Here is a 14173-nt window from a genome sequence, read left to right on the forward strand (position 1 = left end):
CCGAGGCGGCGCGCCCGGCGGGCGAACGCGGCGGCCGCCTCCGCCGCCTCGCGATCGGCGGCGTCCCCGGCGGCCGCGACGAACGTGCCGTTGCGCCCGCGCGTCTCGATCACCCCGTCCGCCTCCAGTACGCGGTAGGCCTTCGCCGCGGTGTTCGCCGCGATGCCGAGCTCCGACGCGAGGCCGCGCACGGTGGGCAGCCGGTGGCCGACGGGCAGCGACCCGTCCCGGACCTGACCGGCGATCTGGGAGCGGAGCTGCTCGTAGGGCGCGTCCCGGCCCTCGGGGTCGATCTCGATGTGCAACGTCACGCCACCGATTGTCCCCTCTCGCAGCGCGCCGCGGAAAATGGCACGCGGCCCCCGGCCCGCCGCGCGTACGGTCTGCCTCCATGGCCGTGATCGTGCGAGATTTCCGCCCCGACGACCCCGAGGACGTGGCGGGCGTGCTGAGCGCCAGGCTGGCGGCCCTGCCGCACGTCCTGCTACTCACCCCCGCCTACCTGCGCTACCGCGTGCAGACCGCACTGCCCGAGGAACACTTGCGGATCCTGGTCGCCGAGGAGGACGGGCAGGTCGTCGGCGCCGGTGAGACACACGTGCTGCAGGACAGCCCCGTCCCGGGACAGGGTTCGGCCAATCCCCAGGTGAGTCCCGAGCACCGGGGCCGGGGCGCGGGCTCCCTGCTGCTGCGTGCCGCCGAGGAGCATCTGGCCGCCGCGGGCGTCACCGACGTCTTCTCGTGGGCCCTGGACGAGCCGGGCCCGCTCGCGTTCGCGGCCCGGCGCGGCTACCGCCCGGGCCGGGCCTCGCACTTCCAGCACCTCGACCTGGCGACCGCCCGGCTGGACGAGCCGGGCCCGCTTCCGGCGGGCGTCCGGCTGCGCACGTTCGCCGACTACGCCCTGGCCCCGCGCGTACTGTTCGCGGCGGACGCCGAGGTCACCGCCGACGAGCCGGGGGACGTGGCCCAGGAGCTGGCCGACTTCGACGACTGGCTCACCTCCACCTGGCACGACCCGCGCCTGGACCACGCCCTGACGAGCGTGGTCGAGGTCGAGGGGCAGGTCGCCTCCTTCTCCCTCGCCCACACCGACGGCGGCACCCGCTACCGGTCCGGCATGACGGGCACGCTGCGGGCCTTCCGCGGCCGGGGGTTCGCCCTGCTCGCGAAGACGGACTCGCTGCGGCGGGCACGGGAGGCCGGGTGCACCGACGCGTACACCGGCAACGACACGCGGAACGCCCCGATGCTGGCCGTCAACCGCCGTCTCGGCTACCGCGTCCTCGGCACGGAGGTACGGCACGTCAAGCACCTCGGCTGAAGCGGCCGGAGACCCGGGCCCGGCCGGGCGGGGACCTCCGGCCGCCCCGGCCGGTCCCGCCGATCCGGCTGATCCGGCTGATCCGGCTGATCCGGCTGATCCGGCTGATCCCGCCGTTTTTGCCCTGCGGGCGGTCCCGCCGACCACCCCGGCCCCGCCGGCCCCGCCGGTCGCGCCGCTTCCGCCGGCCGTGCGCCGCCGGCCGCCGCCTCCGGGGGGGCGCCCCGGGGAGAGCGAACCGCGGATGCACATCCGATGACCCGTTCGAGAAGTCGCGCCCGGGCGCGCCGCGCGCGCCTAGGGTGGCCGAACCGTCAGGCCGGGTCGGAGGGTTCACGGGGGGCGAGGCGACGGCCATGGGTGATTACCTGAGCGCGGACAACATCGTGGCCCTGGCCACGGCACTCATCGGGGTCGGCGTGTCCGTCGCCATGGTCTGGTACGAGCGCCTCGTGCGGGGCAAGAGCATCGGCTACCGCGTGCAGATGGACATAGCGGTCGACAGCGACAACGAGCTGTTCAACTCGCTGCAGCGGACGCCCGATGCCACGCTGGTGCTGCTGCGCATCGAGAACGACGGCGCGGTCGACATCGGGCCGGGCGACTACACCGCCCGCGACGAGCAGCGGGCGCTCACCGTCCAGTTCACCGGGCGGTACGTGCAGAGCGCCGCCGTCACCCAGCCGGATCCCGGCGATCTGATCGAGCACTTCCGGCTGTCCCCGGACACGACCGGCGTGCGGCACGAGGCGAACAAGGTCTTCCTGCCCCGCGTGCCGCTCAACCCGGGTGAGCACTACAAACTGCTGATACGGCTCACGGGCGGCCCGACCCGCTCCGGCGTCGAGATCACCGGCGGGATAGCGGGCGGCAAGGTCAAGCCCAACCGGTCGGTGCCGATGGACGACAAGCCCCCGCTGTTCAGCCGCCCGGCCCGGCTGATCACGCTCATGCTGACCCTCTGCGTCAGCGCCCTGGCGGCCATCATCGTCGTGGGGCACGGCAGTCCGCGTCCGATGAACTGCGCTACCGGACACCTGGAGGTCACCGGCTCCACGGCCTTCGAGCCCGTGATGAGGACCATGGCCCGTACGTACACCTCCGCATGCCCGGACTCCTCGATCACGGTGGACGCCCAGGGCAGCGAGCAGGGCGTGCGGCAGCTGTCGGAGGCGGGGGCCGCGGCGCCGCGGGGCGCGGCTCCGGCCGTGGTCGCGATGTCCGACGGGCCGAGGCCGCCGGGGAGTTACCCGGGCCTGAAGGAACACCGCGCCGCCGTGATCGCCTTCGCCCTCGTGGTCGACGACGACGTTCCCGTCAAGAACCTGACCACCGGCCAGATCCGCGGGCTGTACAGCGGCCGCATCACCAACTGGAAGCAGCTGCCCGGCGGCCCCGACCTGCCCGTCCTCCTCGTCAGCCGCAGCGCCGACTCCGGGACGCGCGACATCTTCCGCGGCCGCGTCCTCGGCGGCCGCGGCGAACCCGCCTTCACCTCCCGCGACTGCCGGCACAAGAACGCGCCCTCGGACCGGGTCGTGCGCTGCGAACTCGACAGCACGCCGGACGTCCTGCGGACCGTCTCCCGGCTGCCCGGCGCGATCGGCTACGGCGAGGCGTTCGCCGCCGGTTCGTCGGCAGGGCTGCACACCGTGGCCATCGACGGGCGGGCGCCCGCACCGCGTGCGGCGGCCCCGGCGGGCTACCCGTTCACCGACATCGAATACGCGTACACCTACGGGTTCCCGGCCCCGGACTCCCTGGCCGCGGGATTCCTCGACTTCATGCTGCGCGGACGCGGCCAGGACGCGATGAGTGCCGGCGGGCACCTGCCCTGCTACACGCCGGAGGGGCTGGAGCTGTGCCGGCCGTGAGTCCCGGGGCCGGCTCGGGTGCCGCTCCCGCCCGGCAGTGCCCGGACGGGAGCGGGCGGCCCTCCTCCGGTGGTTCCTGAGCACGAGGGGGCCGGTGTGCCTTCCAGACGGGAAGGTCCGACGCGCGAAGCGCCGCGCTCCCATGCTGCGGCCTCGCCGCGCCCTTGTGGAGCCAAGCACCGCTCCCGCCCCAATACGTTCGCCACCGACGGCTTCGCGCCCGCATCCGACCGTACCGGCACCGGTGTTGAACGCGACGGCGGCGGATCCGGGCCGCATTGTTCCGTAACTCCATGATCACTTTGAGTGCCGGGCTCCGATGGGGCCATGCTGTCGTTCACCTTCGGGCAGCGCGTTGAGCACCGCCGCTCAAGGGCCTTGCAGACAAACCAAGTTGAAAGACAAGGTTCGATGTCACACAAGCAAGCACTGATCATCTGCATATTGCTGATGATCTTCGCCTGGAGTGCGGCGATGACCGCGCTCGGGCAGTTCCAGGCGGCGGCCGCGATGCTGCCGTCGCTCGGTCTGCTCGTCCAGCAGGTCGTGGCGGCCTTCAACGGCACCCAGGCCCGGCGGGGCACGGCCGAGGAGCCGGCGCCGGCGGCACCGGGAGGTACGCAGCCCCCGGAGGACCCTCGGTGAAGCCCTCGTCCGCACGGGAGCAGTCGGACGGTGAGCCGCCCAGTCGCCGCCGCGGCCGCAAGCCGGCCCCGATCGACGCCTCCGTCGGCGCCGCCCACCGGGCGCTGCTGGAGCACGTCCGCGACTGCTTCACCGAGAGCCGCCTCAGGCAGGAGGAGCTCGTCAGGCGCTCCGGCTACTCGAAGGCGCGCATCTCTGAGTTCCTGCGGGGCAAGGGCTACTACCCGAGCTGGATGATGACCTACAGCGTCGTCGCGGCCCTGCGCATGGACATTCCGCTGCCGCCCGTGTGCCGGCTGTGGACCGCCGGGGCCCGCGAGGCCGGCAAGAAGAACGCCTGGATCCACGAGTGCATACAGGAGGTCCACCTTCCGCACCCGGGCACGCCCCCCGTCGCGTACACGGCCTTCACCGAGACCATGCGCGAGCCCTACACCGCCTTCGTGGACGCGGTCGTGCAGCACGACGCGCGGGCCCGCTGGATCATCCGCGAGACCTTCGACATCCTCTGGCTGCGCTGGCACGAGGCCGCCGCCAGCGAGCACCTGCCGCGCTACGCCTGGTGCCTCCTGCGTGCCCGTCTCATGGAGCGCGCCCGCTTCCGCGACGGCCACGTCGATCTGCGGGCCGCGGCGTTCACGACCGTCGCGCAGAGCCGCATCGAGGACCTCGCGGAGCGCTTCGCCCACATCAGCACCCACGCGGCGTTCTTCGACACCGTCGCGCGCCTGCCCGAGCGGCAGTTCGACGTCGTCGTGCTGCGCTACCTGTGCGGCGTCGCCCCGGACGACATCCCGGGCGTCGTCGGTCTGCCCGAAACCCTCGTCCACACACTGGACCACCACGCCAGGGGGGCGCTGGAAGCCATCCACCTCGCCACCACCAGGAGTCAGCAGTGACCTCCGTCGACGAACTCCTTGCCGGCTCCCTCCTCCTGAGCCGCCCCCACATCCCCGAGGACACCGTGCCCGACGACGGGTGCGGCCACCCCTTCCTCGACCACGGCGACGCGCCGCTGTGGGAGCAGGACGAGGAGAGGGCCGCCGACACCGTCGCCCTGCGCCACCTCACCGCGCTGTGCGAGACCGCCCTGTACCGCTCCGACGCGGACGACCTGTCGTTCATCACCGACCGGCTGCCCGCCCCCCACGCGGCCTGGATCCTCGGCTGCGCCCTCCTGCTCGCCGGTGTCGAGGACGGGGCGCGCTACTGGTGGCAGTACGCGGCCGCGGCGGAGAACGAAGCCGCCGTCCACTGCCTCCAGTTGCACCACCTCGCCCGGGGCGACCGCCGCGCGGCCGACTTCTGGCGCCGGCAGGCCCGCGCCGGGAACGACCTGTCGGTCGTGCTGCGCCTGCTGTGCCACCCGGCGCTGGCCGCGAAGCGCGACGCGCCCCGCGGCATCACGGCGGTGATGAACTTCGTCGCCGCCACCGTCGCCCAGGGCTACGCCGACCACCCGGGCGTGGAGATCCCCGTCCCCGGGGACGACTTCGCCCACGAGCTGCGGGCCATGCTGGCCGCGCGGTCCCACGAGCGGGGGCCGGCGCGGCCCGCGGCACCCACACGTACCGACGAGCGCCGCCTGTCCCAGACCCCGGCGCCGGACCGGGAGTACGTGCTGCAGGTGCCGGCGGGTGACCGCCAGGGTGTCACCGAAGTCCGGGAGGAGGTCGCCGGCTGGCGGTCGATCGCCGACGACCGCGCGACGGCGAAGGGCCCGGAGACGGGCCTGCTGCTGTGCTACCGCCTCAACCCGTGGCCCGCGGGGTGCGCGGGCCGGCCGCCGTCGCCCACCGCGCGCCGCAGATCGGATCCGAAGGAGAACGCCCGCTGCAAGTCCTCCTCGTCGCCTGCCTGAGGGGAGCCGCGCCCGGTCGAGGCCTGTGCGGCGGCCGGGCCCGGCACCGGATCGAGGCCTGTGCCGAGCCGGGGCCCGGGCCGGGCCGGGCCGGTGCCCGTGCCGAGCCGGGGCCCTTCCGTCCTGCCCGGCGGGCGCGGGTCCGGGGCGTCCGGCGGGGGCAGCGCGGCGGATTCCGTACGCTGGTGGCATGCGCATGCGCCCCACCCTGAGCTGGACGCCCGACGACGATCTGCCGCCGGGCACCGCCGATCCCGCGCCGGTCGTGGATCTGCTGCGCGCGGGCGGCGTCCTCGTGCTGAGCGGGGCGGGCATCTCCACGGAGTCGGGGATCCCCGACTACCGGGGCGAGGGCGGCAGCCTGAGCCGGCACACCCCGATGACCTACCAGGACTTCACCGCGGGCGACCAGGCCCGCAGGAGGTACTGGGCCCGCAGCCACCTCGGCTGGCGCACCTTCGGCCGGGCGCGCCCCAACACCGGCCACCGGGCCGTCGCCGCGTTCGGACGGCGCGGGCTGCTGTCGGGCCTGATCACCCAGAACGTCGACGGCCTCCACCAGACCGCCGGCAGCGGTGACGTGGTGGAGCTGCACGGGAGCCTGGACCGGGTCGTCTGCCTCTCCTGCCGGGCCCTCAGCCCGCGCCGGGAGCTGGCCCGGCGGCTGGAGGAGGCGAATCCCGGCTTCGACCCCGTCGCGGCGGGCGTGAACCCCGACGGCGACGCCGACCTCACGGACGACCAGGTCGGCGACTTCCACGTGGTCCCGTGCACGCGGTGCGGGGGCGTCCTCAAGCCGGACGTGATCTTCTTCGGGGAGTCCGTCCCCCCGGAGCGCGTCGAGCACTGCCGGACGCTGGTGCGCGAGGCGTCCTCGCTGCTGGTCCTCGGCTCGTCGCTGACGGTGCTCTCGGGCCTGCGCTTCGTAAGGCAGGCCGCCGAGGCCGACAAGCCCGTGCTGATCGTCAACCTGGACGCCACCCGCGGCGACCGGCTCGCCCTCACCAGGATCGCGCTCCCCCTCGGCCGGACCCTCTCCGCGGTGGCGGAGCAGCTCGGCGTGCGCGTCGAGACACCGCCCGACGACCTGCCCGCGGGCTGAGTCCGCGGGCCGGAAGGCGGGCGCGGAGCAGGTGCGGTGCCCGGGCCCCACGCGGCGGCCGCCCGGCTCCCTCCTGCCGCCCGCCTCCCGCGGCCCGAGGGCGATGCGGGACACTCTTGCCGTGCTGCACGTCCGAGTCATCAGCCCCGCCACGACCACGCCCGACGTGCGGGCCATCGCCCGGCGGTCCCCCGCCGTCGCCAATGTGGTCGTCCTGCCCGGCGCCGCCCAGGACCCGCTCGGGGACCTGGTCGAGTTCGACGTCGCGAGGGAAGCCGCCAACGAGATCCTCGGCCAGTTGCGCGACCTCGGTCTGAAGGACACGGGAGCCGTGACGGTCGAGCAACTCGACGTCTCGCTGTCCACGGCCGCCGAACGGGCCGAGGAAGCCGCGCCGGGGGACGGCGACGACGCCGTGGTCTGGGAGGAACTGGCCGCACGGACCGCGGCCGACGCGCGCCTCACGTGGGCCTTCCTGGCCTTCCTCACGCTCGCGACGCAGATCGCGGCGATCGGCGCGCTGCTGGACCAGCCGATCCTGGTCGTGGGCGCGATGGTGCTCGGCCCCGAGTTCGGCCCGGTGGCCGCCATGAGCCTGGGACTGCTGCGCCGGGACTGGGCCCGGGTGGGCTCGGCCGCGCGCACGGTCGTCGTGGGCTTCGCTGTCGCCATCCTGATCACCACGGCATGCGCGGCGGCGGGGCGCGGTCTGGGCTGGGTGGTCCCCGGCATGCTCGACCACCGGCCCCTGACGGACTTCATCGTCCACACGGACAAGTGGTCCTTCATCGTGGCCGTACTGGCCGGCATCGCGGGCGTGCTGTCGCTGACGGCCGGCAAGTCCTCCGCCCTGGTGGGCGTGTTCATCTCCGTCACCACCGTTCCGGCCGCGGGCAACATCGCCGTCGCCGCCGTCCTCGGCCACGGTGGCGAAGTCGCCGCCTCCTTCATCCAACTCGGCGTCAACCTCGGAGGCATGCTGGTCGCCGGCGTCCTCACCCTGTTCGCCCAGCGGGCCCTCTGGCGGCTCTTCGTCCCGAGCAGCGCCACCATCAGGATCGCGCGGGGCAGCAGGCGCTGAGCCCTCCACGCGGGCGGGACCTGCCGGAGAGCGGGCAGCGCGCGGAGGGCCTCGCCCCTCACGGCCCCTCCGAGACCGCGAGCGCCACGGCCCGGTCGGGGTCCCCGGCGCCGCGGGCGATGCCGTCACCGTCCTCGTGCCAGTGCAGGACGAAGCGCTCCCCCGCCCGGTACGCGTCGAGTCCGGCCGCGCAGTACGCCACGAGGCCGTCCGGCAACGCGTCGAGGGCGTGCCAGGACAGGCCGGAGCACTTGCCGGGCTCCCTGTTGTACGGCTCCGTGTGCCCCCGCGCGCCCGCTCCGTACTCCGCCTCGAAGAACCACCCGGTGCGGGGCCTGCCCCCGGGCCCGCGGTGCTGCATGACGAGCGCCACCCGGAGGTCCTCAGGCGCGAGGCGCACACCGATCTCCTCGTATGCCTCGCGCAGCATCGCGGCCCGCACGTCCTCGCCGTCCTCCACGTGGCCGGACGGGGCGTGCAGCAGGCCGTCCGCGTAGCCCGTGCCGCTGCGGCGGGCGAGGAGCACCTCCCCGCCCCGGCGCAGGATCAGGTGGACGTCGACGATCTCGGTGTGCCGCCCGGCGGCGGACGCGCCGGCCAGGACCGCGTACCGGTCGTCGCCGACGTCCTTGCCCCACAGCGCGCGTTCACCGGACAGGGGAATGTACTGCACCCGCTCCACCAGCGGTTCGAGCGCCGCGACGATCCGCTCGTGGGGCAGGCCCGCGTCCCCCCACACGCCCTCCACCAGCACCAGCCGCCCGCCGGGCCGCAGCAGCGCGACCCACCGGCGCAGCACGGCCTCGGGGTCGGGCATCGCCCACAGCACGTGCCGGACGAGCACGACGTCGAAGGAGCCGTCGGGCACCGGCGGTTCCCCCGCGTCCCCCACCAGCACCCGGGCGCCCGTCCCCGCGAGCTTGGCCCGGGCCCGCTCGGCCATGCGCGGCGCGAGGTCCACGGCGGTCACGCGGTGCCCGCGCCCGGCGGCGAGCAGCGCGAGCGAGCCCGTGCCGCAGCCGAGGTCGAGCACGTCGGAGGGCCGGCCCGGCAGCCACGCGGCGAGCTTCGCGGCCCAGGCGGCCCGCACCTCGGGCACGAGCAGGCCGTGATCGGGCTCCCGGTCGAAGGTGTCGGCCTCGGCGTCCCAGTCGATCGTCGTCATGCCCCGATGGTGGCGTACGCCACTGACAATGGGCCGGGACGGCGGGGGCCCGGGACCGCCCGGCGGGCACACGGCGCGCGGTCGCGGGCGGGCAGGCCGGGCAGGCGGACCGGGGCCGGGCGTCGTGCGGGTCACCGGCATCGCGGGTCACCGGCATCGCGTGGCGTGCGGGTACGGGACTCCCGTTCCGCCCGCCCCTGAGCGGTTGAACAGGCATTCAGCGCTGGTCGAGAGCGCACAGCACTGCTGTCGTCGGCATGTTCGTCACGGTGGCGGAGACAGCGGTTCGGGCTCAGGGCAGACTGGGGGCAGCGCCAGAGGAGGTGAAGGGTCTCGTGAGCGTCGCCTACAACCATGCCGGCCCCTGGACGGTGGATGCGGTCCTGGCCCTGCCCGAGGACACCACGCAGCGCGTCGAGCTGGTCGGAGGGCAGTTGATGATGAGCCCCGCTCCGGGCCTGGCACACCGGCGTGCCTCGCACCGGCTGCACGACCTCCTCGAGGCGGCCGCCGAAGAGGCGGGTGCCGATGTCGAGGTCTTCGAGGGCATCAACGTGGTCGTGCCGGACGGCCTGCTCATCCCGGACCTGGCCGTCGTGGACGCTGCCGCCGCCGAAGAGGCGACCGTCGCTCTCTCCGCCCACGACGTCCTGGTCGTGATCGAGATCGCCTCGCCGTCGACCCGGATCACCGACCGGCCGCTCAAGCCCTCGCTGTACGAGGCGGCCGCCATCGAGCACTACTGGCGCATCGAGCTCGCCCCCGCGCCCCGTCTCCTGCCCGCCCGCCTGGAAAACGGTGCCTACGTCGACCAGGCGCCCTTGCTCGCCGGCGTCGTTTCCCGCATCGAGGAGCCCTTCCCTCTCGCCTTCGATCCTGCGTCCCTGGTCCGCGGGCAGGAGGCGGTACGCATGCCCGGCGATCAGTAGGCGGCCGCGACGGACTCGAAGTCGGCGCATCCGGCGCGGAGGGCCGCTCGCACGGCGGCCTCCGTCCTGGACGTCACGTCCCGAAGTCCCTCCGGCGAGGGCGGCTTGGAGCCGCTGTCCCCCGGCGCTGTGGGAGCCGAACAGGCGGGCCGCGCGGGCCTGCGGGAGTGCGTGGGCGGTCCTTCCTGTCGCGGTGCGTCGCCGAGGCCGATCGGGGCGTTGCAGCCGAGCACCGCGAGCAGCCCGACGGCCGGCACGACGGCCCGGCGCTGCCCTCACGCCGCCAGCGCCCCCGGGCCGATCGCCCCCGGGCCGAAGCGGGCGCGGACGCGGTCCGCGGTCTCCTCCAGGCGGCGGGAGCGTTCGTCCGCCGGGTCGAAGGTGAGCTGGTGGGTGACCTCGTCCGCGGGGATCAGCGCCTCGGCCCGCAGGGAGAGCGCCCGTACCCTGGCGCGCTGGAGGCCGAGCGCGTCGAGCATGCGGTACGCGACGGCGGTCAGCGCCGGCGAGTGGGCGCTCGCCTCGGGCAGGGCCCGGGTGCGGGCGGTGGACGAGCCGTCCGCGTAGCGCACGACCAGCGTCAGCGACCGGCACGCCTGGCCGTCCGTGCGCAGCGCGACGCCGAGTTCGCCGGCCGCGGACAGCAGGGCGCGGCGGTGCGCGCCACGGTCCAGCTCGTCGTGGTCGAAGGAGCGCCGGGCGGTGACGCCGCGGCTCGCCGCGTCCGGGACCACCGCCGTGCGGTCGATGCCGTGCGCCTTCTCGTACACCTCGCGGCCGGTCCGTGCGCCGAGGAGCCGCTGGAGGGTGGACAGCGGGACACCCGCCGCCCTGCCCACCGTGCCGAGCCCGTACGCGCGCAGGGTGCGCGCCGTCGCGGTGCCGACGCCGGGGAGGGCGGAGACCGGTTTCGGGGCGAGGAACACGGTGGGTTCGCGCGGGTCGTCGCCCACCGTCACCGTCGTGCCGTACTCGGCCTGGCGCGCGGCCATGCGCGCGAGCAGCGGGGACGGGGCCACGCCGAGGGCGCAGTCGGCGCCCGCGTACGCGAGGGCGCGCACCCGCAGCACCGAGGCGAGCCCGGCGGCGTCCTGGGCGAAGTACCGTTCGGCGCCCGCGACATCGACGAGCGCGCCGTCCGGCGGCAGTGCCTGGACGACCGGGCTGATGCCCCGCGCCACGTCGAGCAGGTCGGGCAGGGCCGCCCCGTCGCGCAGCCGCACACAGATGATCATCCCGCACTCCCCGGGCTCGAATGCCACAACTTCCGCCCCGTGGCCTGCCCTTCGCCCGCCGGACGGAGGTCGGCCCAGGGATTCATCTCGTAACCGGTGGGCAGGTGGATGCGCCGCCCGGAGGTGCCCTCGTCGCCTCCCGCCGCGTCGCCTGCCGGGTCGCCGGTCCTGCCCCCGCCGCCGTCCGGCGCCCCGGCGCCCCGGGCGGGCGCGGCCAGCGCGGCGGCGACCGCCTCGAGCCCTTCCCGGGCGCGCAGTTCCACCAGTTCGGCGAGGTTCCAGGCCCGTGCGCCCACCACGCTCAGGCTGCGCGGCCCGCGCCGCTGCACGACCCCGCGCACCAGCAGCAGCCAGGAGTGGAAGACGGTGTAGGCGCACGCGTCGTGGGAGTCGTCGAAGAAGGCCAGGTCGACCAGGCCGCTGCCGTCGTCCAGCGTGGTGAAGATGACTCGCCGGCCGGAGCGGATCGGCGGGGTCTGGGTGGCCACCTTGGCGCCCGCGACGAGGACCGTCGCGCCGTGCGGCACGTCCCGCAGCCGTTTCGCCCCGTACACGCCGAGTTCGGCGAGGAACTCGTGGTGGTCGTCCATCAGGTTCCTGGACGCGTCCATGGACAGCACGCCGAGTTCGGCGCTCAGCCGCTCGGTGTCGTCGAGGTCGGGGAGCCCGATCGCCGCGGTGGCGCGCCCCTCGTCCAGCGGCAGCTGGGCTCCGCTCCCACCCCTTCGCGTGCCCTTGCCGCGCTGGGCCGCGCCGAGCTCGGAGAGGTGCAGCAGCAGGTCGCGGCGGTTCGCGCCGAACGAGTCGAGCGCGCCGACCTGCGCGAGCCGCTCGGCCACCGGCCTGCCGGGCCGGGCCCGCTGCCAGAAGTCGAGCAGCGAGCTGTAGGGCCGGCCCGCCTCGATGCGCGCGCTCTCCGCCTCGCTGATGCCGTGGACGTCGCCCAGCGCGAGCCGCAGCCCCCAACGCCCCGCCACGGGCCCATCCTCAGACACCAGTTCGATTCGATGAGTGACTCCGGACCGGTTCACATCGAGCGGCAGCACCGGCACCCCCCGCCGCCGCGCGTCGGCGAGCAGCAGCCGCTTCGGGTACATCCCCGGGTCGTGCGTGAGCAGCCCCGCGTAGAACGCGGCGGGGTGATGGGCCTTCAGCCACGCCGACTGGTAGGTCGGCACCGCGAACGCGACGGCGTGCGCCTTGCAGAAGCCGTACGAGCCGAACGCCTCGACGATCTCCCAGGTGCGCGCGACGGTCGCGGGGCGGTGCCCCTTCGCCGTGGCGGCCTGTTCGAACCAGGCGCGGATCTGCTCCTGCGAGCCGGGGTCGGACAGGCCGCGCCGCACCCGGTCCGCCTCCTCGCGGCCGCAGCCGGTCATGACGTCCAGCATCCTGATGACCTGCTCGTGGAAGACGACCACCCCGTAGGTCTCCTTCAGCGCCCCCTCCAGGTCCTCGTGCGGATAGCGGACGGGCGCCCTGCCGTGCCGCGCCTCGATGAAGGGCCGCACCATGTCGGCGGCGACGGGGCCCGGACGGAACAGCGAGATGTCCACGACCAGGTCGTGGAAGGTCGCCGGCTGGAGCCTGCCGACCAGATCGCGCTGGCCGGGCGACTCGATCTGGAAGCAGCCGAGCGTCTCGGCCGAGCGGATCAGCCGGTACGTCTCGGGGTCGCCCTCGGGCACCTGCGCGGGGTCGTCGAGGTCCACCTCCTCGCCGGTGGCGCGGTGGATCTCGGCGACGGCGTGGGCCATGGCGGACTGCATCCGCACGCCCAGCACGTCGAGCTTGAGCAGGCCGAGGTCCTCGACGTCCTCCTTGTCGAACTGGGACATCGGGAAGTTCTCGCCGCTGGTCGGCACGACCGGGGTGCGGCGCAGCAGCGAGGCGTCGGAGAGCAGCACGCCGCACGGGTGCATGGCGACGCCGCGCGGCAGCGCGTCCAGCGCCTCCACCAGGTCCCAGAACCTGCCGTAACGTTTCTCCTCCGACCGCTCCGTCCGTTCCGCCAGTTCCGCCAGTTCCGGCAGTTCCGCGAGCGCGGCCCGGGCGTCCCGGGCCCGGACGTGCGGGAACGCCTTGGCGATCCGGTCGATCTCGGCCGGGGCCATGGACAGCGCGGCGCCGACGTCCCGTACGGCGTGCCGGACCCGGTACGTCTCCGGCATCGCGACGGCCGCGACCCGCTCGGGGCCGAAGCGGTCGAGGATCGCGCGGTAGACCTCCAGGCGGCGGGCGGACTCCACGTCGATGTCGATGTCGGGCAGCCCGGGGCGCCGGCTGGAGAGGAACCGCTCCATCAGCAGTCCGTGCTCGACGGGGTCCGCGGGCGCGATCCCCAGCAGGTGGTTGACGAGGGACCCGGCGCCCGAGCCGCGCGCGGCGACCCGGATGCCCATCTTCTTGATGTCGTCGCTCACTCCGGCGACGGTGAGGAAGTACGAGGCGAAGCCGAAGGAGTCGATCGTGCGCAGCTCGGAGTCCAGGCGCTGCCAGTACGTGCGGTGGTCGGGCCGCAGGTCGTAGCCGCGCGCCACCATCCCGGCGGCCGCGCGCGAGCGCAGCACCCGGGCCGCGGTGCGGCGGTCCGCGCCGACCAGGCGGGGTTCGGGGAAGTGCACGTTGTGCGCGCCGAACCCCTTCGCCATGTCGATGATGCCGATGTCGTCCGAGGGGTCGACCCGGCAGGCGTCCGCGGTCCGCTCGGTCAGGTCGAGCAGCCGGCGCGCGGCCTCCCGCCCGAGCCCGGCCGCCTCGGCGACCAGGTCCGCCGTGTGGGCCATCGCCTCCGCGCCCTTCAGCCACCGCTCCCCCGTGTCGAGGCCCCTGCGCGGGTCGACGGGCACGAGGCGGCGCGCCGCGTCGAGCACGTCGGCGACCGGGCCGAGGCCGGGGTCCGCGTAGCGCACCGCGTTGCCGAGGACGGCGGGCACGCCCTGCTCGACGGCGAGGCC

Annotated in this window: 12 protein-coding genes; 8 read left to right on the forward strand and 4 right to left on the reverse strand. The window is 74.6% G+C overall.

The window, feature by feature from the left end:
* On the reverse strand, positions 1–311 hold a 311-nt coding region (locus tag L1885_RS12145; RefSeq protein ID WP_235797081.1), incomplete at its 3' end, for a GntR family transcriptional regulator.
* Between the two features lie 80 nt (positions 312–391).
* On the opposite strand from L1885_RS12145, the gene L1885_RS12150 reads away from it, so the two are divergent.
* From L1885_RS12150 to L1885_RS12180, 7 genes are all read left to right on the forward strand, one after another.
* Positions 392–1324: a GNAT family N-acetyltransferase gene (locus tag L1885_RS12150; RefSeq protein ID WP_235797082.1), complete on the forward strand. Its 933-nt coding sequence runs from the start codon at positions 392–394 to the stop codon at positions 1322–1324.
* Between the two features lie 356 nt (positions 1325–1680).
* On the forward strand, positions 1681–3198 hold the full coding sequence (locus L1885_RS12155; RefSeq protein ID WP_235797083.1) for a PstS family phosphate ABC transporter substrate-binding protein: 1518 nt from the start codon (positions 1681–1683) through the stop codon (positions 3196–3198).
* Between the two features lie 411 nt (positions 3199–3609).
* Positions 3610–3843 carry a hypothetical protein gene (locus tag L1885_RS12160; protein ID WP_235797084.1) on the forward strand — a complete coding sequence of 78 codons (234 nt, stop codon included), beginning with the start codon at positions 3610–3612 and terminating at the stop codon, positions 3841–3843.
* Entirely contained in the window at positions 3840–4742 is a 903-nt protein-coding gene (locus L1885_RS12165) for a sigma-70 RNA polymerase sigma factor region 4 domain-containing protein (RefSeq protein WP_235797085.1), read from the forward strand. The genes L1885_RS12160 and L1885_RS12165 overlap by 4 nt, the downstream gene beginning before the upstream one ends.
* Positions 4739–5704, forward strand: coding sequence for a hypothetical protein (locus L1885_RS12170; protein WP_235797086.1), 966 nt, complete (start codon positions 4739–4741; stop codon positions 5702–5704). Before L1885_RS12165 ends, L1885_RS12170 begins: the two co-directional genes overlap by 4 nt.
* Before the next feature lie 190 nt (positions 5705–5894).
* Positions 5895–6806, forward strand: coding sequence for an NAD-dependent protein deacetylase (locus L1885_RS12175; RefSeq protein ID WP_235797087.1), 912 nt, complete (start codon positions 5895–5897; stop codon positions 6804–6806).
* Positions 6807–6927: 121 nt separating this feature from the next.
* Positions 6928–7887, forward strand: a complete 960-nt coding sequence (locus L1885_RS12180; protein WP_235797088.1) for a DUF389 domain-containing protein — start codon at positions 6928–6930, stop codon at positions 7885–7887.
* Between the two features lie 58 nt (positions 7888–7945).
* Here L1885_RS12180 and L1885_RS12185 read toward each other — a convergent pair whose 3' ends face one another.
* Entirely contained in the window at positions 7946–9052 is a 1107-nt protein-coding gene (locus L1885_RS12185) for a methyltransferase domain-containing protein (RefSeq protein ID WP_235797089.1), read from the reverse strand.
* Positions 9053–9387: 335 nt separating this feature from the next.
* On the opposite strand from L1885_RS12185, the gene L1885_RS12190 reads away from it, so the two are divergent.
* Positions 9388–9981, forward strand: a complete 594-nt coding sequence (locus tag L1885_RS12190) for a Uma2 family endonuclease (RefSeq protein ID WP_235797090.1) — start codon at positions 9388–9390, stop codon at positions 9979–9981.
* Positions 9982–10256: 275 nt separating this feature from the next.
* On the opposite strand, the gene L1885_RS12195 is transcribed toward L1885_RS12190, so the two are convergent.
* Both L1885_RS12195 and dnaE read right to left on the reverse strand, forming a co-directional pair.
* Positions 10257–11216 carry a DNA polymerase Y family protein gene (locus L1885_RS12195; RefSeq protein WP_235797091.1) on the reverse strand — a complete coding sequence of 320 codons (960 nt, stop codon included), beginning with the start codon at positions 11214–11216 and terminating at the stop codon, positions 10257–10259.
* A partial coding sequence (dnaE, locus tag L1885_RS12200) for a DNA polymerase III subunit alpha (protein WP_235797092.1) occupies positions 11213–14173 on the reverse strand: 2961 nt, incomplete at its 5' end. The genes L1885_RS12195 and dnaE, both read right to left, overlap by 4 nt.

Origin of the sequence: Streptomyces fuscigenes (assembly GCF_021556455.1) — a bacterium.
GTDB classification, from domain to species: Bacteria; Actinomycetota; Actinomycetes; order Streptomycetales; family Streptomycetaceae; genus Streptomyces; species Streptomyces fuscigenes.